Source organism: Plastoroseomonas arctica, assembly GCF_018128965.1.
Classification (GTDB): domain Bacteria; phylum Pseudomonadota; class Alphaproteobacteria; order Acetobacterales; family Acetobacteraceae; genus Plastoroseomonas; species Plastoroseomonas arctica.
Genome location: NZ_JAAEDH010000011.1, coordinates 1 through 24,649, shown reverse-complemented (window position 1 = coordinate 24,649; position 24,649 = coordinate 1). Strand labels below are relative to the sequence as shown.

The window sequence follows — 24,649 nt, the reverse complement described above, 5'->3', positions numbered from 1 at the left end:
CCCCAGTAACCAAGAATAGAAGAAAGGTGCGCAGGGGGAATTCTTTCCCCCGCTGCTTCCTTGCCCTTGCCCCCATCCAGTTCCCTGGCCTAATTCGCCTCAAGCCAAAGGAACGCCGCCATGACCCAATGGGACAAGTCCCGCATGCCGAGCCGTCACGTGACGGTCGGGCCGGAGCGTGCGCCGCACCGCTCCTACTACTACGCCATGGGCATGACGGATGAGGACATCGCCTCCCCGCTGGTGGGTGTCGCCACCTGCTGGAACGAGGCCGCACCGTGCAACACGGCACTGTCGCGCCAGGCGCAGTCCACCAAGCGTGGCGTGAAGGAAGCCGGCGCCGCGCCGCGCGAGTTCACGACCATCACGGTCACCGACGGCATCGCGATGGGTCACCAGGGGATGAAGTCCTCGCTTGTGTCGCGCGACGTGATCGCTGATTCCGTCGAGCTCACCATGCGCGGGCATTGCTATGACGCGCTGGTCGGCATCGCCGGCTGCGACAAGTCGCTGCCTGGCTTGATGATGGCGATGGTGCGGCTGAACGTGCCGTCCGTGTTCATGTATGGCGGCTCCATCATGCCCGGCACCTTCGAGGGCAAGGACGTCACCGTCGTCGACGTGTTCGAGGCGGTGGGCCAGTTCGCCGCGGGCACGATCTCGGAAGAGCGCCTCTGCCAGCTCGAACGCCATGCCTGCCCGGGCGAGGGTGCCTGCGGCGGCCAGTTCACGGCGAACACGATGGCCTGCATCAGCGAAGTGATCGGCCTGGCCTTGCCGAATTCCGCCGGCGCGCCGGCTCCCGATCTCGACCGCGACCACTTCGCCTACCTCTCCGGCAAGGCCGTGGTGGAGCTCATCCGCAAGAATTTGCGCCCGCGCGACATCGTCACGCTGAAGTCGCTCGAGAATGCCGCGATCATCGTCGGTGCGACCGGTGGGTCCACCAATGCCGGGCTGCATCTGCCGGCGCTGGCAAACGAGGCGGGCATCCGCTTCACCTTGCAGGACGTGGCCGAGATCATGCGTCGCACGCCCCACATCGCTGATCTCAAGCCCGGCGGGCGCTACGTCGCCTATGACGTGTTCAAGATCGGCGGCGTGCCGGTGATCATCAAGGCGCTGCTCGAGGGCGGGCTGCTCAACGGCGATTGCATGACGGTGACGGGCAAAACGCTCGCGGAGAACCATCGCGAAGTGATCGTGCCGAAGGACCAGGACGTGGTGCGTCCCGTCTCGGATCCGATCTCGCCGATCGGCGGCGTGGTGGACCTCAAGGGCAACCTGGCCCCCGAGGGCGCGATCGTGAAGATCGCCGGTCTGGAGAAGCTGCGCTTCGAGGGCACCGCACTCTGCTTCGACAGCGAGGAGGACGCCTTCGCCGCGGTCGATGCGCGCGCCTACAAGCCCGGCGACGTCATCGTCATCCGCTATGAGGGCCCCAAGGGCGGGCCTGGCATGCGCGAGATGCTGTCCACCACTTCTGCCATCTATGGCCAGGGCATGGGCGACAAGGTCGCGCTGATCACCGATGGTCGGTTCTCGGGTGCAACGCGCGGCTTCTGCATCGGCCATGTCGGGCCGGAGGCCGCGATCGGGGGGCCCATCGCGCTGCTCAGGAACGGCGACCGCATCATCATCGACGCGGAGAAGGGCACCATCGACATGATGCTGAATGAGGCGGAGATCGAAGCCCGCCGCGCCGCCTGGGTGCCGCGCAAGACGGATTATAATTCCGGCGTGCTGTGGAAATACGCCCAGACAGTCGGGCCCGCCTATCTCGGCGCGGTAACGCATCCGGGTGCCAGCGCGGAGACGCACACCTACGCAGACATCTGAGCAGCGGGGCTCACGGAAACTTGCGGAATGAAGGAGCGTTGACGGACTGCTTCAACGATCGAAGGAACAGTCCCATGCGTCTCCCCATCGCCGCCGCACTCATCGTCGCCGCTGCTTCGCTGTCCGGCTGCTATGTCGACCGCCGCAGCGCCGACCCGCAGCCGGTCGTCATCCAGCGCGAAGCCGCGCCGGTGCCCGCACCCGGCACCACCACCTACATCACGCCGGGCCAGCCTTCCTCGACCGTCGTGGTCGAGCCTGCGCGCCGCTACTGAATCTCGACGAGCAGCGGGGTGTGGTCAGAAGGCTGCTCCTCGCTGCGCGGCGAAGTGTCCACGTGGCAATCATGCAGGCGCTCGGCCAAGTCGGGCGAGAGCAACGCGTGGTCGATGCGCAGGCCGCGATTCTGCTCAAAGGCGGGGCCGTAATCCCAGTAGGTGTACATCGCCTCGCGCGGGTGCAATGCACGCAGCGCGTCGGTGAGGCCCAGGAATTCGAGGGCGCGCCAGGCGGCGCGTGATTCCGGGCGGCACAGCGCGTCCGTCGGCGGCAGCGTCCCCTCGGCCAGGTCCAGCTCGGTCGGGCAGACGTTGAAGTCGCCCAGCACCGCAAAGGGCGTGAAGCTGTCAAGGCGCTCCTGCGCCAGAACACGAAGCCGCTCCATCCAGCGAAGCTTGTAGGCGTAGCCCTCCTCGCCGCCGGAATTGCCATTGGGCAGGTAGATGCCCGCGACGTTCATCCCGGCAGCGGCCACTTCGATGTAGCGCGCCTGCGCGTCGTCGGCCTCGCCCGGCAGGCGATCTGCGACAAGCTCGAAGGGGATACGCGCGAGAACGGCCACGCCGTTGCGCCCGCCGGTCTGTCCGACCGCGTGGCATCGATAGCCGAGTGCTTCGAATTCCAGCGCCGGCATCTCGGCCGTCTGGCACTTCAGTTCCTGCAGGAAGACCAGGTCAGGTTCGGCGCGCTGGAGGAAGCGCAGCAGATGCGGCACGCGCTTGCGCACCGAATTCACGTTGAAGCTGGCGAGCTTCATCCAGCCAGCGCGAAGGACGCCCCGCAGCCGCAGCCGGAGGCGGCCTGCGGGTTCTTCACCACGAAATGCGCCCCGATCAGCGCCTCGTTCCAATCCAGCTCGGAGCCCGCGAGCAGGTCGAGCGACACCGGGTCGACGAACACCCGCGCCGACTCACCCTCCACCACCAGGTCATCCTCGGCGGGCGCCTCTTCGATGGCGAAGCGATACTGGAACCCCGAACAGCCGCCGGCATCGACAGCCAAGCGCAGACCTGCGCCGGGCTTGCCCTCGCGTACGGCGATTTCGGCGACCTGGGCCGCGGCGCGCGGGGTGATGCGGAAAGGGGCAACGATGGTGCCATCGGGCATGGGTGCGGACTCCTGAGGCCGTAAGATAGGGCAGGGAAGGGCGCTTTCCTAGCGGCCCGGTTGCCGCCGCCCCGCGCAGCGGTTGCCGACCGCCGCGACAGGGTGCTACGCGGCGCCATGTCCAGCCTGCGCGTCCCTTGGGCGACAAGCCCCGAACAATCGCGCGGCCGGCTCCACCCCGAGCCGGCAGGCGATGCACGCTCGCCCTACCAGCGCGACCGCGACCGCATCATCCACGCGACCGCGTTTCGCCGGCTGCAGTACAAGACCCAGGTCTTCGTCTTCCATGAGGGCGACCATTTCCGCACCCGCCTGACGCACAGTATCGAGGTGGCGCAGATCGCGCGCTCCATCGCACGTCTGCTTGGCCTCGACGAGGACCTGGCGGAGGCGCTCGCACTCGCCCACGACCTCGGCCACCCGCCCTTCGGCCATGCCGGCGAGGATGCGCTGAACGCCATGATGAAGCCGCATGGCGGCTTCGACCACAACGCCCAGTCGCTGCGCGCCGTGACCCTGCTCGAGACCCGCTACGCCGCCTTCGACGGGCTTAACCTCACCTGGGAAACACTGGAGGGCCTGGCCAAGCACAACGGCCCGCTGCGCCGTCCCCCGCCCTACATCGCCGAATACGACAGGCGGCATTCGCTGGACCTCGGCAGCTTCGCCTCCGCCGAGGCGCAGGTCGCCGCCATCGCGGACGACATCGCCTACAACAATCACGACCTCGACGACGGCCTCCGCGCGCGCTTCTTCACCCTCGACGAAGTTGCCGCCCTGCCGCTGCTCGGCGAGGCACTGACCGATGCCCGCGCCACCGTGGGCGAAGTGCCGCCCGAGCGCCTGGCTCCCGAGATGATCCGCCGCGTGATCAACCGCATGGTCAACGACGTGGCGGCCGAGACGCGCCGGCGAATCGCCGCCCTTCGGCCCGCTTCCGTCGAGGATGTCCGCGCCGCGAAAACCTCCGTCGTCGCCTTCTCCGAAACCATGGCACTCGCCAACCAGGCGGTGCGCGATTTCCTGTTCACCCGCATGTACCGGCACTGGCGCGTGAACCGCTCCATGGCAAAGTCGCGACGCGTGCTGCAGCTGCTGTTCTCGCTGCTCCATGGCGCGCCGACGATGCTGCCACCCTGGTGGCAAGCCCGCGCGGGGGAAGCGGGTAGCGCGGCGTGTGCGCTGGCGGTGAGCGATTACATCGCGGGGATGACGGACCGGTTCGCGTTGGAGGAACATCGGCGGCTGACAGACCCGGATATCCCGGGATGACAGACTGGAGGAAAAGAATTTCCTCCAGACCTCCATTCTTTTATTTTTGCGACTTGGTGCTTGGCATCGGGCGCAGCACACCTCGATTGAGATCATGACCGAGCCCCACATCTTCGCTGCGATCCACGCCGAAATCCAGAACGCCATGCGGGGGATCTACCCGGAACTGCCGCAGGAGGCGCTTGCGCGCATCGTGGTCGAGCCGCCGCGCGACGCAACGCACGGCGACATGGCGACCAACGCGGCACTGGTCAGCGCGAAACCGCTGCGCCTCGCACCACAGGCGATCGCGCAGGCACTCGCCGCGCGCCTCGCCGGCACGGCGATGATCCGCGAAGCCGCGCCCGCGGGGCCCGGCTTCGTCAACATCCGCCTTGACGAGACCTGGCTGCGAGGGCGGCTCCCGGCGGTGCTGCTGGCCGGTGAGGCCTATGGCCAGGGCAGCATCGGCGCCGGGCAGCGCGTGGATGTGGAATACGTCTCCGCCAATCCCACAGGGCCCATGCATGTCGGCCATTGCCGCGGCGCGGTGGTGGGCGATGCACTGGCGAACCTGCTCGCCAAGGCCGGCTTCGACGTGACCAAGGAATACTACATCAACGATGCCGGGGCGCAGGTGCAGGCGTTGGCCTATGCCGCCTACTTCCGCTACCTCCAGGCGCTCGGCACCATGTTGACCGAGGATGACTACGCAGCGCTGATCCCGGGTGGTTTGCAGTATCGCGGCGACTACCTGGTGCCGGTCGGCCAGGCGCTCGCCGCCGCGCATGGCGAAGCCTATGCGCAACCCGACGCGCAGCACCGCATCGGCCTGGCTCCCGCGGAGCTCTGGCTCGCGACCGTCCGCGCCTTCACGATCGAACGCATGATGGAATCCATCCGTGAGGACCTCGCGGCCCTCGGCGTCACCATGGACGTCTTCATCTCCGAGGCCGCGCTGATCGAGCGCCAGGCCGTCACCCAGGCCATCGCCACGCTCGACGCCAAGGGCCTCGTCTACCAGGGCATCCTGGAACCACCGAAGGGCAAGACGCCCGAGGACTGGGAGCCGCGCGAACAGACCCTGTTCCGCAGTTCGCAATTCGGCGACGATACCGACCGTCCCCTGCGCAAATCCGACGGCACCGGTACCTACTTCGCCAACGACATCGCCAACCATGCCGACAAGATCGCGCGTGGCTTCAACGCGCTCGTGCACGTCTGGGGCGCCGACCATGGCGGCTACGTCAAGCGCATGCAGGCGGTGGTCAAGGCGCTCAGCGACGGCGCCGTCACCATCGACATCGTGCTCTGCCAGATCGTGCAGGTGGTGAAGAACGGCGAGCCCGTGCGCATGTCCAAGCGCGCCGGCACCTACGTCACGCTGCGCGACCTCATCGACGAGGTCGGGCGCGACGCGGTGCGCTTCACCATGCTCACCCGCAAATCCGACGCGCAGATGGAATTCGACCTCGACAAGGTCATCGAGCAGTCGCGCGACAACCCGGTCTTCTACGTGCAGTACGCGCACGCCCGATGCCGGTCCGTGCTGCGCCAGGTCCCCGACGCCACGCCCGAGACCCTCGCCGCCGTCCCGCTCGACAGCCTGACCGACCCCGCCGAGCTCGCGCTTCTGCGCCGGATTCTTGCCTTCCCGCGCATGATCGAATCGGCCGCGGAGGTCCGCGAGCCGCATCGCGTGGCTTTCTATCTCGCTGATCTCGCATCGGATTTCCATGGCTTGTGGAATCGCGGCCGCGAGGATGCGACACTACGCTTCATTCGCGAGGATGAGCCGGCGGCGACGCAGGCCCGACTCGCGTTGGTGGCGGCCACGGCCAGCGTGATCCGCGCGGGCCTCGCCGTGATGGGGGTGACCCCGGTCGAGGAAATGCGGTGAGCGACATCACACCCTCCTACCGCCTGCGGCCCGAACGCGACGGCGGCGGCTCCTCCTGGCGCATGCTGGCGATCGGCGGCGGCCTGCTCGCAGCCCTCGGTCTCGGTGCGCTCGCCATCTGGGGCATGACGCGCGACGGCAGCGGATCGGTCCCGCTCATCGAGGCCGACCCGCGCCCCGTGCGCGTGCGCCCCACCGACCCCGGCGGCCTGCGCGTGCAGAACCAGGACGAGCTCATTTTCGACCGCGACCGCCGCCCCACCAACACCGGTGCCCGCCTGGCCCCCGAAGCCGAAGGCCCGCGCCTCGACGCACTGCGCCAACAAGTCGCACCTCCGCCCGCCCCCACCCCCGCGCCCTCAACGCCCCCGGCAGCGGCTGCACCGTCCACGCCCGCCACCCCAGCCGCCGCGCGCACACCCCCGCCCGCCACCACGGGCCGCATCCAGGTCCAGATCGGCGCCCTGCCGACCGAAGAGGCCGCCCGCACCGAATGGGACCGCCTCGCCCGCCGCGCGCCCGAACTGCTCGGCGACCGACGCCCCGCCGTCACCCGCTTCGAACGCGAAGGACAACCCGCCCTCTTCCGCCTGCGCACCGGCCTGTTCGCAGACGCGGAAGCCGCCCGCACTTTCTGCGAATCCCTCCGCGCCAAGGGCGGCAACTGCACCGTGATCCGGCCCTGAACGCGATGCGGGGCGAAGGATGGCCAGGGCTCTGCCCTGGACCCGCCAGGATCGTGTCGATCCTGGACCTCCATGCGTTGGTTCTTCGGACTGGTGAGGGGTTCTCGCCGGAGGCGAGTCGGGTTGGGGAGGGGGCGCAGCGGGTGCCTGCGCTGCACGACGTCCCTCGATGCGCTCCCTCCCCAACCCGACGCTTCAAGCAAGCACACCCCTTCCCATTCCAGGACCAACACACGCAGGGGCCCGGGGATCGGCGCGATCCCCGGCGGGGGTCCGGGGGCGGCGCCCCCGCGCTTTCTTGACCCGCGCCGCGATCATCGGCCTGTCCGGTCCGCAGCTAACCTTGGACGAGGTGGCGCTGCTGCGTGCGGAGCGTCCGTTGGGGGTCATTTTGTTCCGGCGGAATGTGGTGGATGTGGCGCAGGTGGCGGCGTTGACGGGTGCGGTGCGCGAGGTGTTGGGCGAGGCGGCGCCGGTGTTGGTCGATCAGGAGGGGGGTCGTGTGGCGCGGCTGCGGCCGCCGCATTGGCCGGCGTTTCCGGCGGCGGCGTCGTTTGCGGGTGGGGCGGCGGCGGCGGTGCGGGAGTCGGCGCGGGCAATGGGGGCGATGTGTTTGGCGGTCGGGTTGGATGTGGTGTGTGCGCCGGTGTTGGATGTGCGGATGGCGGGGGCGCATGACGTGATCGGGGATCGCTCGTTTGGGGGTGATCCGCGGGAGGTGGCGCGATTGGGCGGCGCGGTGATCGAGGGGTTGTGGGCGGCGGGGGTTACGCCGGTCATGAAGCATGTGCCGGGGCATGGGCGGGCGCTGGCGGACAGCCATCATGAGTTGCCGCGCGTGGATGCGGGGGTGGCGGAGCTGGAGCAGGACCTGCAACCGTTTCGCGTGGTCTGCGCCAATGATGGCGGGGCTGGCGTCTGGGCGATGACGGCGCATGTGCTCTACCCGGCCTGGGATGCGGACTGGCCGGCGACGCTGTCGGCGCGGATCATCGCCAAGGTGATCCGCGGCGCGGTCGGGTTCGAGGGTGTGCTGGTGTCCGATGATGTGGCGATGGGGGCTTTGGCGGGCGTCTCGAATGATCTGGCGGACGCGGTGATCGGGGCGGGGTGTGACGTGGTCTTGCATTGCAGCGGCCGGCTTGCGGAGAGTGCCGCGCTGCTGCGCGCGACGCCGGCGCTGAGCGATGTGTCGCGTGCTCGGCTGGGCCTGGCGCGGGCGATCGCGCGGCGAGAGCGGTTCGAGGGTGGGGTGGTCGCGGCGGGTGCCGCGGGCCCGGACCCCACGGCCACGGGGCGGGACGCGGCCTGATGCCCGAATGGTTGCCGGAACTTGCCGCCGCCGTGCTGGCGGTGGTCTTCGCCATCACGCTGCATGAGGCGGCGCATGGCTATGCGGCGCGCGCGCTGGGCGATGACACGGCGGAGCGGATGGGGCGGATCAGCCTCAATCCGCTGCGGCATGTGGATCCCGTAGGCACGCTGCTGGTGCCGGGGGTGATGCTGGTGGGGCAGTTGCTCACTATCGGCAGCGTGCAGGCGATGTTCGGCTGGGCGAAGCCGGTGCCGGTGGATTTCGCGAGGCTGCGGCACCCGCGCCGCGACATGATGCTGGTGGCCGGCGCAGGCCCGGCGATGAATTTCGTCCTCGCACTGTTCGCGGGATTCGCCGTGCATGGCGTGGAGGCGGCCGCGCCCGCGACGGGAGAGGCGGTGGCCGAGTTTCTGGTTCGGTTTTGTGCGCTGTCGATCCTGTCCAATCTGGTGCTCGGGCTGTTCAATCTGATCCCGCTGCCGCCGCTCGATGGCGGGCGCATCCTGGTGGGGCTGCTGCCCTACCGCGTCGCGATGGCGGTGGCGGGGCTGGAGCGATACGGCATCCTGATCGTGCTGCTCGGATTGTTCATCGCGCCGCAGATCATCCCGGCCTGGCAGCCGATGAGCTGGTTCGTCCAAAACGTCGTCTGGCCGGTGCTGCGGCTGGTCCTGCGGATGACGGGCAATGAGTGAGAGCCTGACCCTGCACCTGGAGGGTTTTGACGGGCCGCTCGACCTGCTGCTGGAGCTCGCGCGCTCGCAGAAGGTGGATATCGCGCGCATCTCGATCCTGGCGCTGGTGGACCAGTATCTGGAGGTCATCGCGCGCGAGCAGGTGCGCCTGGAACTCGCCGCGGATTGGCTGGTGATGGCGGCCTGGCTGGCCTGGTTGAAATCGCGCCTGCTGCTGCCGCCCGATGAGGTCGCGGGCGAGGAGGAAGACCCCGAGGCGCAGATCGCGCGGCTGACCGAACGACTCGCCGCGTTGGAGGCGATGCGCCGTGCCGCGCTGTGGCTGAACCGCCGCCCCTGGCTCGGGCATGACGTGTTCCCGCGCGGCGCGCCGGAGAGTTTTGCGACCTTCGACCGCTCCGGCGTGGTGGCGGACGTGCCCGCGCTGCTGCAAGCCTATGTGGGTGCGCGACGCCGGGCGCTGGCGCGGCGGCCCTACCGACCCAAGCATCGCAGCCTGTGGACGGTGCAGGAGGCGATCGCACGGCTGCAGGCGATGGTCGGCAAGCTGCCCTCCTGGCAGGTGCTCAGCCGCTTCCTGCCCGAGGGCGGCGACCCCGTGGAGCGCCGCGCGGCAGTGGCCGCGACCCTGATCGCGGGGCTGGAGATGGCGCGCGGCGGCCTGGTGGAACTCCGCCAGGACGCCGCCTGGGGGCCGATTGAGGTGCGGGCATCAGGCCATGGATGAGGCCGTGCGCATCGCGGAGGCGCTGGTCTTCGCCGCGGAAAAACCCGTCACGCGGGAGGTCCTCGCCGGCGTGCTGCCCGATGCCAGCGACGTGGAGGCGGTGATCGAGGCGCTCACCGCCCGCTACGCCGGGCGCGGGGTGGAGGTGGTGGAGGTCGCCGGCGGCATCGCCTTCCGCACCGCGCCCGACCTGGCCGCGCGGCTGACCAAGGTGATCGAGGCGCCGCGCCGGCTGCCGCGCGCGGCGATGGAGGCGCTGGCCATCATCGCCTACCACCAGCCCTGCACACGTGGCGAGATCGAGGAGATCCGCGGCACCGCCCTGTCGCAGAACAGCCTGGAAGCCTTGCTGGAACTCGGCCTCATCGCCCCGCGCGGCCGGCGGGAAAGCCCTGGCCGCCCAGCGCTGTGGGGCACCACCGAGGCATTCCTGGAGAAATTCGGCCTTCGCCAGCTCACCGACCTGCCCAAGCGGGAGGAGCTGGTGACCGGGGAGAGCCAGCTTCCGCTGAACGAGCCGCCGTGAGCCTCGGCTTCGCGGATATCCACCACGCCTACGGTGCCAAGTCCGTCCTGCGCGGCATCGACCTCGACGTCGCACCGGGCGAGATCCTGTGCCTGCTCGGTCCCTCCGGATGCGGCAAGACCACGCTGCTGCGTCTCGCCGCGGGGCTGGAGAGCGTCCAGCGCGGGCGCCTGGAAATCGGTGGCGCCGTGATGGCCGAGGGCGGGCGCGAGGTGCCGCCCGAGCGGCGCAATGTGGGCTTCGTCTTCCAGGACTATGCGCTGTTCCCGCATCTGAGCGTGGCCGAGAACGTCGCCTTCGGCCTGCGCTTCTCGCCCAAGGGGGAGAGGGTGTGGCGAGTGATGGATGCGCTCGCCCGCGTCGGGCTGGAAAGCTTCTCCAACGCCTTCCCGCACATGCTCTCCGGCGGGCAGCAGCAGCGCGTCGCACTCGCCCGCGCGCTCGCCCCGCGCCCGCAGCTGCTGCTGCTCGACGAGGCCTTCGCGAGCCTCGATGCGCGGCTGCGCGAACAGGTGCGCGACGACACGCTGCATGTGCTGCAGGAGGCCGGAATCGCCTCGCTGCTCGTCACGCATGACGCCGAGGAGGCGATGTTCATGGGCGACCGCATCGCGCTGATGCGGGAGGGACGTATCGTGCAGGTGGGCGCACCCGACGCGCTGTACCTCAAGCCCGTGGACCGTTTCGTCGCGATCTTCCTGGGCGAGGTGAACCGCCTGCCTGCGCGGGTGGTGGCGGGCGAGGCGGTGACCGCGCTGTGCCGCGTATCGGCCCCAGGCTTGCCCGAGGGTGCCGCGGTGGAGGTGCTCATCCGCCCCGAAGGCGTCCGCGTCGCGGGGCCGGAGGCCGGCGGCGCCGTCGCCGAGGTCGAGGCCTCCCGCCTGCTGGGTGCGACCACGCTGGTGCACATGGCGCTGCCCGATGGCGCAGGCGGGTTGCTGCACGTGCATGCGCGGATGCCGCCCGGCCCGGGCCTCGCGCGCGGCGAGCGCGTTTCTGTCACGGTCGACACGTCGCGGGCCTTCGTATTTCCGCCCGAGGCTCCCCAACTAGGCGATGGCGCGGCTTCCTGCTAACGGGTGCGGCGCCCTGAATCTGGGGGCGAAAGGGAGCCCATGTTCGACCTCGCCTGGTCCGAAATCGCGCTGATCGCCGTGGTGGCATTGCTTGTCATCGGCCCCAAGGATCTGCCCACGGCGATCCGCGGGATCGCGCAGGGCATCCAAAAGCTGCGCCGCATGGCCGGGCAGTTCCAGCAGCAGGCCGATGAGCTGGTGCGCGAGGCGAAGCTCGACGACGTGCGCAACACCATCAACGAGATCCGCAGTTTTGACATCAAGGGCCAGTTCACCAAGGCGGTGGATGGCGACGGCACGCTGCGCGACAGTTTTTCGGATCCGATGAAGCCCTCTCCGCCGAGCTGGACGCCGCCCCCGCCCGCACCCACCGGCGAGGCGCCGGCCTTCATCCCGCCGCCGCCGGCGCCATGGGAGCCGCCCGCGCCGCCTGAGCCCCAGGTGGCGCCCGCCTTCATCCCGCCGGGGGCCTCGCCGCCGCCTGGCCCACATTCAGCGTAAGGACGGGGCCACTTGTCCACCGTGCAGGACGATCCGATCGACGACAAGCCGATGCCGTTGATAGAGCACCTCATGGAGCTGCGCACGCGGCTGCTGTGGTCGGTGATCGCCTTCGGGCTGGCGTTTGCGGTGTGCTACTACTTCTCGACCGCCATCTACGGCTTCCTGGCGCGCCCGCTGGCCGACATCCTGATGCAGCAGGGCGGCGAGCGGCGGATGATCTTCACCGCGCTGTACGAGGCGTTCTTCACTTATCTCAAGGTGGCCTTCTTCGGCGCGACCTTCTTCAGCTTCCCGATCTGGGCGACGCAGCTGTGGCTGTTCGTCGCACCGGGGCTGTACCGGAGCGAGAAACGGGCGATCGCGCCGTTCCTGGTGGCCTCGCCCTTCCTGTTCGTGATGGGCGCCGCACTCGCCTACTACTTCATCTTCCCGCTCGCCTGGAAGTTCTTCATCACCTTCGAGACGCCGGCGAGCGAGGGCGTGCTGCCGATTCAGCTGGAAGCCAAGGTCAGCGAATATCTGTCCCTGGTGATGCACATGATCCTGGCCTTCGGGGTCGCGTTCCAACTGCCGGTGTTGCTGACGCTGCTGGTGAAGGTGAACATCCTCAGCGTGGAGAGCCTGAAGAAGGGCCGCCGCTACGCGATCGTGGGCATGTTCGTCGCGGCGGCGATTCTGACGCCGCCGGACATCATCAGCCAGGTGGGCTTGGCCGTGCCGCTGATCCTTTTGTATGAGATCTCGATCCTGGTCGCGACCTGGATGACGAAGAAGAAGAAGGACGAGGAGTAGTCTCTTCGTCGACGGGGTGCGCGTGAGGCGGAGCCTCTTGCGCTTTGAGCGAGTGAGAGAAAATGCACGATATCCGCGCGATCCGCGCTGATCCTGACGCGTTCGACCGCGCGATGGCGCGTCGGGGGCAGCCGGCGCAAAGCAACGATTTGCTAGAAGTTGACGACGTTCGACGTCGCAACATTGGCGAAGCGCAGTCGCAGCAAGAGCATGCCAACCAGCAAGCGAAGCTGATTGGACAAATGCGCAAGGCGGGCGAAGATACCGCTCTGCTCGAGGCGCAGTCTCGTTCATTTAAGGACACGCAAGTCGCATTGGAGCATAGCGCAAAGGTAGCCGAAGGCCGCTTGACGTCGCTAATGTCTCTGCTCCCCAACATCCTTGATGCCGAAGTCCCTGAAGGCCGCGACGAGAGTGACAACGTCGTCCTCTACACCCATGGGGAACCGGCGCGGTTCAATTTCGTCGCGCGCGAGCATTTCGAGATCGGCGAGGCGCTTGGACTGATGGATTTCGCCGGCGCCGCAAAGATCGCGGGTTCGCGCTTCGTGGTGCTGAAAGGCGTGCTGGCGCGACTCGAACGCGCTCTCGGGCAATGGATGCTCGACCTGCACACGGGCGAGCACGGCTATACCGAGCACGTCGTGCCGCTGCTGGTGAACGACGCCACCATGTACGGTACCGGCCAGCTGCCGAAATTCGCGGAGGACCTGTTCGCCACCACCGATGGCCGCTACCTGATCCCCACCGCCGAGGTGCCGCTCACGAACCTCGTCCGCGACACCATCCTCGGGCCCGCCGACCTGCCCATCCGCGCGACCGCGCTGACGCCGAGCTTCCGCTCCGAGGCCGGCAGCGCCGGGCGCGACACGCGCGGGATGCTGCGGCAGCACCAGTTCACCAAGGTGGAGTTGGTCTCGATCGTCGCCCCCGACGCGTCCGACGCCGAGCACGAGCGCATGACGGCCTGCGCGGAACGCGTGCTAACGGAACTCGGCCTCACCTGGCGGCGGGTGTTCCTGTGCGCCGGCGACACCGGCTTCTCCGCGGCGCGCACCTACGATTTGGAAGTCTGGCTCCCGGGGCAGCAGGCTTGGCGCGAGATTTCATCCTGCTCGAACTGCCGGGATTTCCAGGCGCGGCGGATGAAGGCGCGCGTTAAGATCGGCAAGGACAACGTGCTGGTGCACACGCTCAACGGCTCGGGCGTCGCCGTTGGCCGGGCGCTGATCGCGGTGCTGGAGACGCATCAGGACGCCGATGGCGGGGTCGCCGTGCCGCCCGCGCTACGGCCCTACATGGGCGGGCTGGAGCGGATCGCGCGCGGGTAGGGCCGCGGGCCGTCAACCGAGCCGCACCATCATCGTCTCGCCGAAATCCGGCACGCGGAAATCCGCCTCTCCTCGTGCCTCGCGCAGGCGGGCCGGTGGTTCGTTGATGGCCTCGCCAGACAGGCGGAACACGCCCCAATGCATCGCCAGCGACACCCGCGCCCGCAGCGCGTGGTGGGCGACCACCGCCTGCTCCGGCGTGATGTGGACGCTGCCCATGAACCATTCCGGGTCATAGGCGCCGATCGGAATCAGCGCCGCGTCGAAGGGACCGAGCTCCGCGCCGATCTCGGCGAGATGCGGCCCCCAGGCGGTGTCGCCGGTCGCCAAGATGCGACCGCCGTGCGCCTCGATGCAGAACCCTCCCCACAACGCCCTGCAGCGGTCGAAGGGCCCGCGCGCCGAGCCATGCTGCGTCGGGGTGTAGGTCAGGCGCGTGCCATCGGCGAGGACATGCTCGCCCCACCAATCCAACTCGGTGACCGGCGCCAGCCCGGTGGGCGCGATCAGCCCTGCATTGCCCAGGCCGGTGATGACCGGAACCCGCGCGCGGGCGGCCAGGCGCCGCAGTGTCGGCAGGTCGCAATGATCGTAGTGGTTGTGGGTGACGAGGATCGCGTCGAGCGGCGGCAACGCGTCGAAATCCAGCGCCGCGGGCCGCACTCGCTTCGGCCCGAACCAGCCGACCGGGCTGCACCGCTCGCTCCAGATCGGGTCGATCAGCAGGGTAGGACCGCCGGCGATCTGGATCAGCGTCGTCGCGTGCCCGATATGGGTGAGGCCGGCATGGCCCGGCGGCACCGCGGGCAGGGATGTCACCTGCGGTGGCGCGACCACCGCCGGCCAGCCGACACCCTCATGCTTTTGAAGGCGCCAGATGTCGCCAAGCGTCTTGCCGCCATTGCTGCCATCGGGGTTCAGGAACCGGCCGGAGGCGTCCCGGCGCGCCGACGCCCTCACGCCGGGATCGGGGTGCCGAGCCGTCCCGCCAGGTCCTGGATGCACTGCCACGCCACGCGCCCGGATCGTCCGCCGCGCGTCACGCTCCATTCCACCGCCGCGGCGCGCAGCTCCTCGGGCGTGATCGGCAGCGCGTAGGCCGCGGCATAGGCCTCGACCATCGCGAAATAGGTCGGCTGATCGCAATTGTGGAAGCCGATCCACAGGCCGAATCGGTCCGACAGCGAGACCTTCTCCTCCACCGCCTCGCCGGGGTTAATCGCGGTGCTGCGCTCATTCTCGATCATGTCCCGCGGCATCAGGTGGCGGCGGTTCGAGGTGGCGTAGAACAGCGTGTTCGACGGCCGCCCCTCGATCCCGCCATCGAGCACCGATTTCAGCGCCTTGTAGTCCTGGTCCTCGCGCTCGAACGACAGGTCGTCGCAGAATATCAGGCAGCGGCGCGTGGTGGCGCGCAGGATGTTCAGCAGCTCCGGCAGGGTGCGGATATCCTCGCGATGGATCTCGATCAGCACCAGCGCATGCGGGTGGCGCGCATTCGCCTCGCCATGGGCGGCCTTCACCAGCGAGGATTTCCCCATGCCGCGCGCACCCCAAAGCATGGCGTTGTTCGCGGGAAGCCCCTGCGCGAACCGCAGCGTGTTTTCGAGCACCAGCATCGACTGACGCTCCACGCCCTGTAGCAGAGCGAGCGGCACTGCGGACACGCGCGGCACCGGGGCGAGATGGGGCACGGGGGCAGGGTGCCAGACATAAGCGTCGGCGACGTCGAGATCGGGTGCGGCGGCCTGCGGCGGCACCAGGCGCTCCAGCGCCTCGGCGATGCGCAGCAGGGCAGGGAGGATGGTTTCGTCCATGGCCAGTTTATCCGGTTGACGCGCAAGAGGGCGTGGGTAGGTTGCGCCCGAGCTTTCAGCCCCAATTCACGGCCCGCGCAAGCCGCGCCGCCGCTGCCGGAGATCACCTGCCATGTGGATTTCGCCCGCCTATGCCCAGGACGCCGCCGGCGGGACCATGGCGATGGTGACGCAGCTCGCACCGCTGGTCCTCATCTTCATCGTCTTCTACTTCCTGCTGATCCGCCCGCAGCAGAAGAAGATGAAGGAGCACCGCACCATGCTCACCGCGCTCAAGCGCGGCGACAAGGTGGTCACCGCGGGCGGGATCGTGGCGACCATCACGAAGGTGAAGGAAGGCTCGGACGAGATCGAAGCCGAAATTGCGCCGAATGTGCGCGTGCTGCTGGTACGCGGGACGATCGGCAGCGTGATCAAGCCGCAGGCGGCCAATGATGAGAGCGGCAAGGCGGCGTAGAAGCAAGGCTGGGGGAAAAAATTCCCCCAGAGCTTTTTTTTGTTTTGGTCTATTGGTGCTGGCCGAGAGGTAGCACCTGTTTGCCGAACTCAGAGCGAGCTGCGAGCTCGCACCAATAATCCAAAAAAGAAAGAATGCGGGTTCGGGGGAAATTCATTTCCCCCAAGCTTTAAGTCCCCTCGGCATCCAGTGCATACCCCGCCGCCCGCACCGTACGGATCAGGTCTGCCTCACCCGGTGCATTGATCGCCTTGCGCAGTCGGCGGATGTGCACATCCACCGTGCGCGGCTCGACATGGATGTCGCGCCCCCACACCGCATCCAGCACCTGTTCGCGCGTGAACACCCGCCCGGGGTGCTGGAGGAAGAATTCCAGCAGCCGGTATTCGGTCGGCCCCAGGTGCAGCGCGCGGCTGTTGCGTGTGACGCGGTGGGCGTCCTGGTCCATGGCAAGGTCGTTGTAGCGCAGCGTCCCCTTTTCCGGCACGCCGCCGGAGCGGCGCAGCAGGGCGCGGATGCGCGCGAGCAGCGATTCCATCGCGAAGGGCTTGGCGATGTAGTCGTCAGCGCCGGTGTCGAGCGCGCGGACCGTGTCCTGGTCCTCGGTGCGCGCGGTGACCATGATGATCGGCAGGTCGCGGGTATTGGGCCGGCGGCGCAGCTGGCGGCATACTTCCAGGCCCGACATAGCCGGCAGCATCCAATCGAGCAGGATGAGGTCCGGCCTGGCTTCGGACACGCGAAGGAGGGCTTCCTGCCCGTCGGTGGCTTCCTCGACGGCGAAACCCTGCTTCTCGAGGTTGTAGCGCATCAGGGTCAGCAGCGGCGCCTCGTCCTCCACGATCAGGATCGTGGGGCGAACCGCGCTGCCGGTCATCGCGAGGGACATCGGTGCTTCTCTCAGTCGGCGTGGGGACGCAGCGCCGTGTAGGCGGAGCTGTCCGATTTCGGACGTTCGTCGGGCAGCTGGTCGCCGAGCACGGCGTAGTGGACGGTCTCGGCGATGTTGGTCGCATGGTCGCCGATTCGCTCAAGGTTTTTCGCCACGAACAAAAGGTGCGTCGCCGCGGTGATGTTGCGCGGATCTTCCATCATGTGGGTCAGCAGCTCGCGGAAGATGCCCGTGTAGATGTCGTCGACGGGCTCATCCGCACCCCAGACCTGCTTGGCGGCCTCGGCGTCGTCCTGCACAAGCGCGTCGATCGCGGCGGTGAGGTTTTCCTGCACCAGCCGCGCCATGCGCCCGAAGCCGTTGAGGCTGCCGGTAAGCGGCAGGGAGGCGAGTACGATGGAGCGCTTGGCACCGTTGCGCGCATAGTCGCCGATGCGCTCGAGGTCGTGGCTGATCTTCATCGCGGCGATGATGAAGCGCAGGTCGGCGCCCATCGGCTGTCGCAGTGCGAGCAGGCGAACGGAGTAGGCCTCGATCTCGCGCTCGAGCTGGTCGATCTGGCTGTCGCGCGTCAGCACTTCCTGGGCAAGGTTGGAGTCGCGGCGCATCAGCGCGGTGGTGCTGTCGGCAACCTGCTGTTCGGCGAGGCCGCCCATGCGGACGATCATGTCGCGCAGCTTCTTGAGATCCTCGTCGAAGCTGCGGACGATGTGGTCGGAATCCTGGGGCATCGAACCCTCCTATCTGCGTTCCGTGGCCGAGAGGCGCGCGCCGTTGCGGCGCGCGCCGGCGGTCAGCCGAACCGGCCGGTGATGTATTCCTGCGTACGCTTCTGCTTGGGCGCGGTGAACATCTGCGCCGCCGGCGCGATCTCCACCATTTCGCCCAGGTAGAAGAACGCCACCTGGTCGGCGCAGCGGGCGGCCTGCTGCATGTTGTGCGTGACGATCGCGATGGTGAAGTCGCGCTTCAACTCGTCGATCAGCTCCTCGATCTTGAGCGTGCTGATCGGGTCGAGGGCGGAAGTCGGCTCGTCAAACAGGATGACTTCCGGGCGCACCGCGATGGTGCGCGCGATGCACAGGCGCTGCTGCTGGCCGCCGGAGAGGCCGAGCGCGGAGCGGTCCAGGCGATCCTTTGATTCCTCCCAGATGGCGGCGCGCGTCAGCGCCCATTCGACCCGCTCATCCATCTGCGACTTGGTCAGCTTCTCGTGCAGCTTGATGCCGAAGGCGATGTTGTCATAGATCGACATCGGGAAGGGCGTGGGCTTCTGAAACACCATGCCGACCTTGGCGCGCAACTCGTTCACGTCGACGGCGGGGTCGATCATGTTCTTGCCGTCCATCAGGATCTCGCCGGTGGCGCGCTGGCCCGGATAGAGGCTGTACATGCGGTTGAGCACGCGCAGCAGCGTGGACTTGCCGCAGCCCGACGGGCCAATCATGCCGGTGACCTGCTTTTCCGGCAGATCGAAGTTGATCGCCTTCAGCGCCTTGTTGTCACCGTAGTAGAAATCGAGGTTACGGATCGACACGCGCGCGGTGGTGTTGATCACGACCTCGGAGCGAGCCTGCATGCCGCCGAAGCTGGCATTGCCGGTCTCGGCGGAGGTCTGGGCGGGGTTGGTTTCGGTGGTGCTCATGGGGATCCCCTTTTAGCCGCGGTTGCGCAGCAGGGCGCGGGCAGCGATGTTGATGAGAAGGACGCCGAGCGTCACGATCAGCGCGCCGGACCAGGCGATGGCGATGAGGTCAGGGTAGCCGGAATTGGCCTGCTGGTAGATCGCGACCGGCAGGGACGCCATGGCGCGGGTCATGTCGCCGCTCACCACGTTGTTGCCGAACGAGGTCAGCAGCAGCGGCGCCGTCTCGCCGGCGATGCGGGCGATGGCCAGCAGCACGCCGGTGACGATGCCGGCGAGCGCTGCCTTGTAGCACACCAGGATGATCATCTTCCATTTCGGCGCGCCGAGCCCGACCACCGCCTCGCGCAGCGTGTTCGGGATCAGGCTCAGCATGTCCTCAGTGGTGCGGACCACGACCGGGATGACGATGATGGCCAGCGAGATGACGCCCGCGATGCCGGAGAAGCCGCCCATCGGCAGCACCACCAGCTGGTAGATGAACAACCCGATCAGGATCGAGGGTGCCGAGAGCAGGACGTCGGAGACGAAGCGCACCGCGTTTCCCAGTTGCGAGCCGCGCGCGTACTCGGACAGGTAGGTGCCGACCAGCAGGCCGATCGGCGTGCCGATCAGCGTGGCCAGCGAGACCATCAGCAGGCTGCCGGTGATCGCATGCAGCAGGCCGCCCTTCTGCGCGGTGGCGTCGCCATAGGTGGTCGGGCGGAACTCGGAGGTGAAGATGGTGAAATCCATCGCCTCGAGACCGCGCCAGAGCAGCGTGACGATGATCGAGGCGAGGAAAGCCAACGCCAGGATGGTCGCGGCGATGCAGAACCAGCGCACCGCGGCATCCATCAGCTTGCGCCGGCCGGCGAGGCCCTTCGCGACATCGGCGTTCCGCACCGGGGCGGAGGGGGTGAAGGTCGTGCTCATGGGCTCAGGCCTTCAGCTTCGAGCGGAGGAGGTAGCGCGAGATCGCCAGCACCACGAAGGAGATGACAAACAGCAGGAAGCCGAGCAGCAACAGCGAGGATTGCTGCAGGCTGCCGGTCAGGCTCTCCGGGAACTCCATCGCGACAACCGAGGCGATGGTCGTGGTCGGGTCGAAGATCGAGGTCGCGATGCGGTTCGCGTTGCCGATGACGAAGGTCACCGCCATGGTCTCACCCAAAGCGCGGCCGAGGCCGAGCATGATGCCGCCGACCACCGAGGTGCGCGTGTAGGGCAGCACGACGTTGCGCACCACTTCCCACCGCGTCGCACCCAGGCCGTAGGCGCTCTCCTTGAACACTGGCGGCACCTGGTCGAACACGTCGCGCATGGTCGCCGCGATGAACGGCAGGATCATGATGGCCAGGACCAGCGCGGCGGCAAACAGCGAGGTGCCGGTGAAGCTGTTCGAGGCGAACAGGAAGCCGATACCGGGCAGCTCGGCCATCGCCTCGCCGATCCAGCCCAGCTGGATGTAGCCCTGGATGATCGGCACGATCACGAACAGGCCCCACATGCCGAAGATGATCGAGGGCACGGCGGCGAGCAGCTCGATCGCGGTGCCGACCGGGCGCTTGAGCCATTCCGGCGCCAGCTCGGTGAGGAAGAAGGCAACACCGAACGCCAGCGGCACGGCCATGATGATGGCGAGCACTGAGGCGACGACGGTGCCCACGATGGCGATGCCGGCGCCGAACTGCTCGCGACCCTCCACCGGGTTCCACGCGGTGCTCCAGACGAAGGGAATGCCGAACTGGCGCAGCGCCGGCAGGCCGCCGATGAACAGCGTGATGATGATGCCGCCGAGCAGCAGGAGCACGAGGAGGCCGGCACCACGACACATCCATTCGAAGATCGTGTCGCCGAGGCGTCCTGAACTGCCGCGGACGGTGGCTGCGGGCGGCGGCGGGGCGGTCGTGCCCATCACGGCTTGGCTCAAGGGGGAGGCTCCAACTTGTATGGCGGATCAGGTGTCGGAAGGCTGGTCCGGTCGGTCCGCGCGCCAGTCCGCGGATCGTCGCGGCGACGCGTCGGCGAGCATGCCGGACGTCACGGGAGCACCGGGGCGGCTTGGGGCCGCCCCGGCGCGTCAAGTGATCAGGCGGTCCAGATCGGCTGGCCGGCCGGATTCTTGACCTGAGCGCGCCAGGCGGCGCGGACGCGGTCCTGCACGGCGGCGGGCAGCGGCATGTATTCGAGTTGCGTCGCGGCAGCGGCGCCGTTCTTGTAGCACCAGTCAAAGAACCGCATCGTGTTCAGGCTGCCATTCACCTTATCGGCGGTCGGGTTGGTCGGCAGCAGGATGAAGGTCGGCGAGACGATCGGCCAGACGGTCGGGCCGTTGAGGTCGATCAGGTCGGCGGCGAAGCCGGGCACGTCCCAGTTGGCGACGTCGGCGGCGGCCTGGAAGGAGGCCATCACCGGGGTGACGAAGGCGCCGGACTTGTTGCGGATCTGGGTGGTGATGAGGCGGTTCACCGTGGCGTAGGCGTTCTCGGTGTAGCCGATCGCGCCGGGCGTCTGGCGGACGGTGTTGGACACGCCCTCATTGCCGCGGGCGCCGTTGCCGGCCGGCCAGGAGATCGAGGTGCCCGAGCCGGGGCCGTTCTTCCAGGTCTCGGAGATGCGGCTGAGGTAGGTGGTGAACACGAAGGTCGTGCCCGAGGCGTCGGCGCGATAGGCCGGGGAGACGGGCAGGCTGGGCAGCCGGATGCCGGAGTTCAGCTCGACGATGCGAGCATCGTTCCAGCGCGTGATGCGGCCGAGGAACATGTCGGCGATCACTTCGGGCGTCAGCTTCAGCGTGTTGTCGGCCACGCCGGGGATGTTCACGATGAGCACGACGGAGCCCATCACGGTCGGGAACTGGAGCAGGCTGCGCTCGGTGAGCTGAGCGGCCGGCAGCGGCGCGTCGGAGGCGCCGAAATCGACGGTGCGGTTGGTGATCTGGTTGATGCCGCCGCCCGAGCCGATCGACTGGTAGTTCAGGGTGAGGCTCAGCCCCTCGCGGGCGGCCTGGCCCCAGCGCTCGTAGATCGGGCGGGGAAAGCTGGCGCCGGCGCCGGTGACGGTTGCGGCCTGGGCCAAAGCGGGGCGGGCGAGTGCGCCGAGGCCAAGCAGGGGGGCACCCGAGGCGAGCAGAAGAGTACGACGATTCATGGGAGGATCTCCGGTCGGGGGGGAACGCCCTGAAGTGGCGTCCTTGAACCGGGCCAGTGTTTAGGGGTGAGTTAAGACCTGCAGATTGCAGAACGGTGAAGCTTCGATGACGGCGGGCCGGATGAGTTTCGCCTTTGTCACTCGACAGGCCGGCCGCTTTTGACGTTAATGCGAAGCGTTCTCAATTTAGCCGAGGCTTCCATGGGCTTTCTCGCCGCCGCCTTCGACACGCTCCTGATCCTGCTGCGGGAGGGGCTGGAGGCCGTGCTGGTGCTGGCGGCACTGGCCGCCTTCCTTCGCCGTGCCGCGCCCGAGCGCGTCGGCGCGCTGGCCTGGGGCGCCGCGCTGGGCATTCTCGCCAGCCTGCTCGCCGCGGCCGCCTATGCCGCTTGGCGCGACGGGGCGCATGACGACCGGGTCGAAGGCCTCACCTGCTTCGCGGCCGCCGGGCTGATGCTGTGGACCGGCGGGTGGCTGGCGCGGCGCTCCGACCCGCGCGCTTGGCAGGCCGCACTCGCCGGGCAGGCGCAGCGTGCGCTGCGCTCGGGGCGGGTCGCCTGGGCGGTGGCGGGGATCGGCTTCCTCGCCGTCTTCCGCGAAGGAGCGGAGACGGTGCTGTTCCTCGGCGCCGCGGGTGCCGAGCGCGCCGGTGCCTGGCCGGTACTCTCGGCGGCGCTGGTCGCCGCGATCGCCCTGTTCGTCATCTGGCGCCTGATTGCCCGGGCGACGCGGCGGCTGCCGCTGCGGCCGCTGTTCCTGGGCACCTCGCTGCTGCTGCTGGTGCTCGCCCTGCGGATCGCGGCGCAGGGGCTGGGCGAGTTCCAGGAGCAGGCGCTGGCACCCTTCACCCCGGCCAACCTGCCCGAGGCGCTGGAATGGGTTGGCTTCGCACCGTCGTGGGAAGGGCTCGCGCTGCAGGGCGTACTCGCGCTAGTGGCGCTGGTTGCCGGTTGGCCGCGCCGCCGCCCCGCCCTGGCCGCGGCCGAGTAGCCACGCTTAGCGATACCAGCCCGGCCGCCGCTTCTCCTGGAAGGCGGCGAGGCCTTCCTGGCCTTCCTCCGAGGCGCGTTGCGTCCAGCTTTCATGCGCGAGCAGGCTCATCTGCCGCGCATCGAGCTTGAGGCCGTTCGCACCCAGGAAGCTGTCCTTGGTCACGGCGATGGCGCTGGGCGAGGACAGCATCGTCGCATCCAGGATATCGGCAAGCCGCGCCTCGATCACGTGCGTCGGCACCACCTCATGCACGAGGCCGATGCGCAGTGCCTCGGCGGCGTCGAAACGCTCCCCGGTCAGGGCATAGCGCCGGGTCTGGCGCAGGCCGAGCGCGTGGACCATGTGCGTGGAGATCGGCGTCGGCGCGACGCCGACCCGCACCTCGGTGATGCCGAACACCGCGTCGGGTGTGGCGAGTGCCACGTCGACGCAGCAGGCCATGCCGATCCCGCCGCCGAAGCAGGCACCGTGGATCAGCGCGAAGGTCGGGCGGTGAAATTCGTTCAGCAACTGCATCGCCCGGGTGGTTGCCATGGACGCCCGATACGCCTGCTCGGGCGTGTAGGTGGCGGCGACCGCCAGCCAGTCGAGATCGGCGCCGGCCTGGAAATGCTTCCCCGCGCCGCGCAGCACCAGGGCGCGCACCTCGGGGTTCTGCGCGAGGGATTCGAGGCCGGCGATCAGCGCGTCCAGCAGCTCCTCATCATAGGCATTGCCCTTGTGCGGGCGGTTCAGCGTCGCGGTCGCGATGCCGCGCGCATCGACGGTGAGCAGGACGGGGCTTGGGGCAGCGGCGGGCTCGGTGGCCATGGCATGTTTTCCTTGGCGGTTTCGCCTGATGTGCCATGTCTAGGGCGACATCCGCTACAGCACGAGGGGAGCAGGCAATGCGGCGCCGGACGGTCCTGGGGGCGGCGGGGGCCGCGATCGCGGCGCGGAAGGTGCGGGCGCAAGCCGGCGAGGTGGACCTTCTGCTGGTGCTCGCCGTCGATGCCTCGGGCTCGATCGACGCCGATGAGTTCCGCCTGCAGCGCGAGGGCCTGGCCGAGGCGGTGACCCACCCCGCGGTGCTCGCCGCCGTGCGCTCTCAGCCGATCGGCGCAATCGGCATCGCGATGGTCGAATGGGGCACGCCCGGCGGGGCCGAGACGGTCATGGCCTGGGAGATCCTGCGCGACGCGGCGAGTGCCGCCCGGGTGGCGGAGCTGCTGCGCACGGTCCCGCGCAGCACGCAGAGCTACAACGCGATCGGCGACGCCATCCTGCACGCGCAGGCGCTGATCCAGGCGGCGCCCTGGCGCGCGGCGGAGCGGGTGATCGACGTCTCCGGCGACGGGCCGGACCTGCGCTCGCTCACCGCCGCGCCAGAGGCGCGCGACGCCGTGGTGGCGGCCGGCACCGTGGTGAACGGGCTGGCGATCGAGCTCTCGCCGGTGACGCGGTTCGGCGAGTCGCTCGGCGAGCATTACCGCCGCGCGGTGATCGGCGGCCCCGGCGCCTTCGTGCTGACCGCGACCGACCGGCGCGACTTCGCCCGCGCCATGCGCACCAAGCTGGTGCGCGAGATCAGCTGAGCCGGGGTCGCGCGGCACCGCCTCAGGGGGTGGTGCGGCGGGGCGTCGTCGCGGGTGCCGGGGTCGTCGCGGCGGGCGGCGTCGCGGCGGGCGCGGTGGGCGCGCGGCCGG

At 68.7% G+C, this 24,649-nt stretch carries 27 protein-coding genes; 16 read left to right on the top strand and 11 right to left on the bottom strand.

Annotated elements, in window-relative coordinates:
* Positions 1 to 120: 120 nt before the first annotated feature.
* Complete coding sequence (gene ilvD / locus GXW79_RS10895) at positions 121 to 1,839, top strand: dihydroxy-acid dehydratase (RefSeq protein ID WP_211874422.1); 1,719 nt, start codon at positions 121 to 123, stop codon at positions 1,837 to 1,839.
* 74 nt (positions 1,840 to 1,913) lie between these two features.
* Positions 1,914 to 2,114 (top strand): hypothetical protein, encoded by a 201-nt coding sequence (locus GXW79_RS10890; RefSeq protein ID WP_211874421.1) that lies wholly within the window; start codon positions 1,914 to 1,916, stop codon positions 2,112 to 2,114.
* On the opposite strand, the gene xth is transcribed toward GXW79_RS10890, so the two are convergent.
* On the bottom strand, positions 2,108 to 2,875 hold the full coding sequence (xth, locus tag GXW79_RS10885; RefSeq protein ID WP_211874420.1) for an exodeoxyribonuclease III: 768 nt from the start codon (positions 2,873 to 2,875) through the stop codon (positions 2,108 to 2,110). The two genes, GXW79_RS10890 and xth, sit on opposite strands and share 7 nt — an antisense overlap.
* Positions 2,872 to 3,225: a HesB/IscA family protein gene (locus GXW79_RS10880; protein ID WP_211874419.1), complete on the bottom strand. Its 354-nt coding sequence runs from the start codon at positions 3,223 to 3,225 to the stop codon at positions 2,872 to 2,874. Before GXW79_RS10880 ends, xth begins: the two co-directional genes overlap by 4 nt.
* Positions 3,226 to 3,342: 117 nt before the next feature.
* Between GXW79_RS10880 and GXW79_RS10875 the strand changes: the two genes are divergently transcribed.
* From GXW79_RS10875 to serS, 11 genes are all read left to right on the top strand, one after another.
* Positions 3,343 to 4,497: a deoxyguanosinetriphosphate triphosphohydrolase gene (locus tag GXW79_RS10875; RefSeq protein ID WP_211874418.1), complete on the top strand. Its 1,155-nt coding sequence runs from the start codon at positions 3,343 to 3,345 to the stop codon at positions 4,495 to 4,497.
* Between the two features lie 94 nt (positions 4,498 to 4,591).
* On the top strand, positions 4,592 to 6,376 hold the full coding sequence (gene argS, locus GXW79_RS10870) for an arginine--tRNA ligase (RefSeq protein ID WP_211874417.1): 1,785 nt from the start codon (positions 4,592 to 4,594) through the stop codon (positions 6,374 to 6,376).
* Positions 6,373 to 7,062: an SPOR domain-containing protein gene (locus tag GXW79_RS10865; protein ID WP_211874416.1), complete on the top strand. Its 690-nt coding sequence runs from the start codon at positions 6,373 to 6,375 to the stop codon at positions 7,060 to 7,062. The genes argS and GXW79_RS10865 overlap by 4 nt, the downstream gene beginning before the upstream one ends.
* A gap of 298 nt (positions 7,063 to 7,360) precedes the next feature.
* Complete coding sequence (gene nagZ, locus GXW79_RS10860) at positions 7,361 to 8,374, top strand: beta-N-acetylhexosaminidase (RefSeq protein ID WP_281414714.1); 1,014 nt, start codon at positions 7,361 to 7,363, stop codon at positions 8,372 to 8,374.
* Entirely contained in the window at positions 8,374 to 9,072 is a 699-nt protein-coding gene (locus GXW79_RS10855) for a site-2 protease family protein (RefSeq protein ID WP_211874414.1), read from the top strand. Before nagZ ends, GXW79_RS10855 begins: the two co-directional genes overlap by 1 nt.
* Complete coding sequence (locus GXW79_RS10850) at positions 9,065 to 9,799, top strand: segregation and condensation protein A (RefSeq protein WP_211874413.1); 735 nt, start codon at positions 9,065 to 9,067, stop codon at positions 9,797 to 9,799. Before GXW79_RS10855 ends, GXW79_RS10850 begins: the two co-directional genes overlap by 8 nt.
* On the top strand, positions 9,792 to 10,325 hold the full coding sequence (gene scpB, locus GXW79_RS10845) for an SMC-Scp complex subunit ScpB (RefSeq protein ID WP_211874412.1): 534 nt from the start codon (positions 9,792 to 9,794) through the stop codon (positions 10,323 to 10,325). Before GXW79_RS10850 ends, scpB begins: the two co-directional genes overlap by 8 nt.
* On the top strand, positions 10,322 to 11,401 hold the full coding sequence (locus tag GXW79_RS10840) for an ABC transporter ATP-binding protein (RefSeq protein ID WP_211874411.1): 1,080 nt from the start codon (positions 10,322 to 10,324) through the stop codon (positions 11,399 to 11,401). Before scpB ends, GXW79_RS10840 begins: the two co-directional genes overlap by 4 nt.
* A gap of 39 nt (positions 11,402 to 11,440) precedes the next feature.
* A complete protein-coding gene (gene tatB, locus GXW79_RS10835) occupies positions 11,441 to 11,902 on the top strand; it encodes a Sec-independent protein translocase protein TatB (RefSeq protein ID WP_211874410.1) in 462 nt (153 codons plus the stop codon).
* A 51-nt stretch (positions 11,903 to 11,953) separates the two neighbouring features.
* The gene (tatC, locus tag GXW79_RS10830; protein ID WP_211874528.1) at positions 11,954 to 12,697 is read left to right on the top strand and encodes a twin-arginine translocase subunit TatC; all 744 of its coding nucleotides are present in this window, start codon (positions 11,954 to 11,956) and stop codon (positions 12,695 to 12,697) included.
* A gap of 62 nt (positions 12,698 to 12,759) precedes the next feature.
* Positions 12,760 to 14,028, top strand: coding sequence for a serine--tRNA ligase (gene serS, locus GXW79_RS10825; protein ID WP_211874409.1), 1,269 nt, complete (start codon positions 12,760 to 12,762; stop codon positions 14,026 to 14,028).
* Positions 14,029 to 14,040: 12 nt separating this feature from the next.
* On the opposite strand, the gene GXW79_RS10820 is transcribed toward serS, so the two are convergent.
* Together GXW79_RS10820 and GXW79_RS10815 are read right to left on the bottom strand one after the other, a co-directional pair.
* Positions 14,041 to 14,988, bottom strand: coding sequence for an MBL fold metallo-hydrolase (locus GXW79_RS10820; RefSeq protein WP_367614880.1), 948 nt, complete (start codon positions 14,986 to 14,988; stop codon positions 14,041 to 14,043).
* Positions 14,985 to 15,845, bottom strand: coding sequence for an ATP-binding protein (locus GXW79_RS10815; RefSeq protein ID WP_211874407.1), 861 nt, complete (start codon positions 15,843 to 15,845; stop codon positions 14,985 to 14,987). The genes GXW79_RS10820 and GXW79_RS10815 overlap by 4 nt, the downstream gene beginning before the upstream one ends.
* Positions 15,846 to 15,957: 112 nt before the next feature.
* Between GXW79_RS10815 and yajC the strand changes: the two genes are divergently transcribed.
* Entirely contained in the window at positions 15,958 to 16,302 is a 345-nt protein-coding gene (yajC, locus tag GXW79_RS10810; protein ID WP_211874406.1) for a preprotein translocase subunit YajC, read from the top strand.
* A 169-nt stretch (positions 16,303 to 16,471) separates the two neighbouring features.
* On the opposite strand, the gene phoB is transcribed toward yajC, so the two are convergent.
* The 6 genes from phoB to pstS form a co-directional block, all read right to left on the bottom strand.
* Positions 16,472 to 17,191: a phosphate regulon transcriptional regulator PhoB gene (gene phoB, locus GXW79_RS10805; RefSeq protein ID WP_211874405.1), complete on the bottom strand. Its 720-nt coding sequence runs from the start codon at positions 17,189 to 17,191 to the stop codon at positions 16,472 to 16,474.
* 11 nt (positions 17,192 to 17,202) lie between these two features.
* Complete coding sequence (gene phoU / locus GXW79_RS10800; protein WP_211874404.1) at positions 17,203 to 17,925, bottom strand: phosphate signaling complex protein PhoU; 723 nt, start codon at positions 17,923 to 17,925, stop codon at positions 17,203 to 17,205.
* 62 nt (positions 17,926 to 17,987) lie between these two features.
* On the bottom strand, positions 17,988 to 18,773 hold the full coding sequence (gene pstB / locus GXW79_RS10795; RefSeq protein WP_246503925.1) for a phosphate ABC transporter ATP-binding protein PstB: 786 nt from the start codon (positions 18,771 to 18,773) through the stop codon (positions 17,988 to 17,990).
* 78 nt (positions 18,774 to 18,851) lie between these two features.
* The gene (pstA, locus tag GXW79_RS10790; protein WP_246503915.1) at positions 18,852 to 19,754 is read right to left on the bottom strand and encodes a phosphate ABC transporter permease PstA; all 903 of its coding nucleotides are present in this window, start codon (positions 19,752 to 19,754) and stop codon (positions 18,852 to 18,854) included.
* A 4-nt stretch (positions 19,755 to 19,758) separates the two neighbouring features.
* Positions 19,759 to 20,751, bottom strand: a complete 993-nt coding sequence (gene pstC, locus GXW79_RS10785) for a phosphate ABC transporter permease subunit PstC (protein WP_246503914.1) — start codon at positions 20,749 to 20,751, stop codon at positions 19,759 to 19,761.
* A gap of 158 nt (positions 20,752 to 20,909) precedes the next feature.
* Entirely contained in the window at positions 20,910 to 21,971 is a 1,062-nt protein-coding gene (pstS, locus tag GXW79_RS10780) for a phosphate ABC transporter substrate-binding protein PstS (protein WP_211874402.1), read from the bottom strand.
* A gap of 201 nt (positions 21,972 to 22,172) precedes the next feature.
* On the opposite strand from pstS, the gene GXW79_RS10775 reads away from it, so the two are divergent.
* On the top strand, positions 22,173 to 22,961 hold the full coding sequence (locus GXW79_RS10775) for an FTR1 family protein (RefSeq protein WP_211874401.1): 789 nt from the start codon (positions 22,173 to 22,175) through the stop codon (positions 22,959 to 22,961).
* Positions 22,962 to 22,967: 6 nt separating this feature from the next.
* Here GXW79_RS10775 and GXW79_RS10770 read toward each other — a convergent pair whose 3' ends face one another.
* Positions 22,968 to 23,774, bottom strand: coding sequence for an enoyl-CoA hydratase-related protein (locus tag GXW79_RS10770; protein ID WP_211874400.1), 807 nt, complete (start codon positions 23,772 to 23,774; stop codon positions 22,968 to 22,970).
* A 77-nt stretch (positions 23,775 to 23,851) separates the two neighbouring features.
* Here GXW79_RS10770 and GXW79_RS10765 point away from each other — a divergent pair, with 77 nt between their 5' ends.
* The gene (locus GXW79_RS10765) at positions 23,852 to 24,538 is read left to right on the top strand and encodes a DUF1194 domain-containing protein (RefSeq protein ID WP_211874399.1); all 687 of its coding nucleotides are present in this window, start codon (positions 23,852 to 23,854) and stop codon (positions 24,536 to 24,538) included.
* Positions 24,539 to 24,649: the final 111 nt, after the last annotated feature.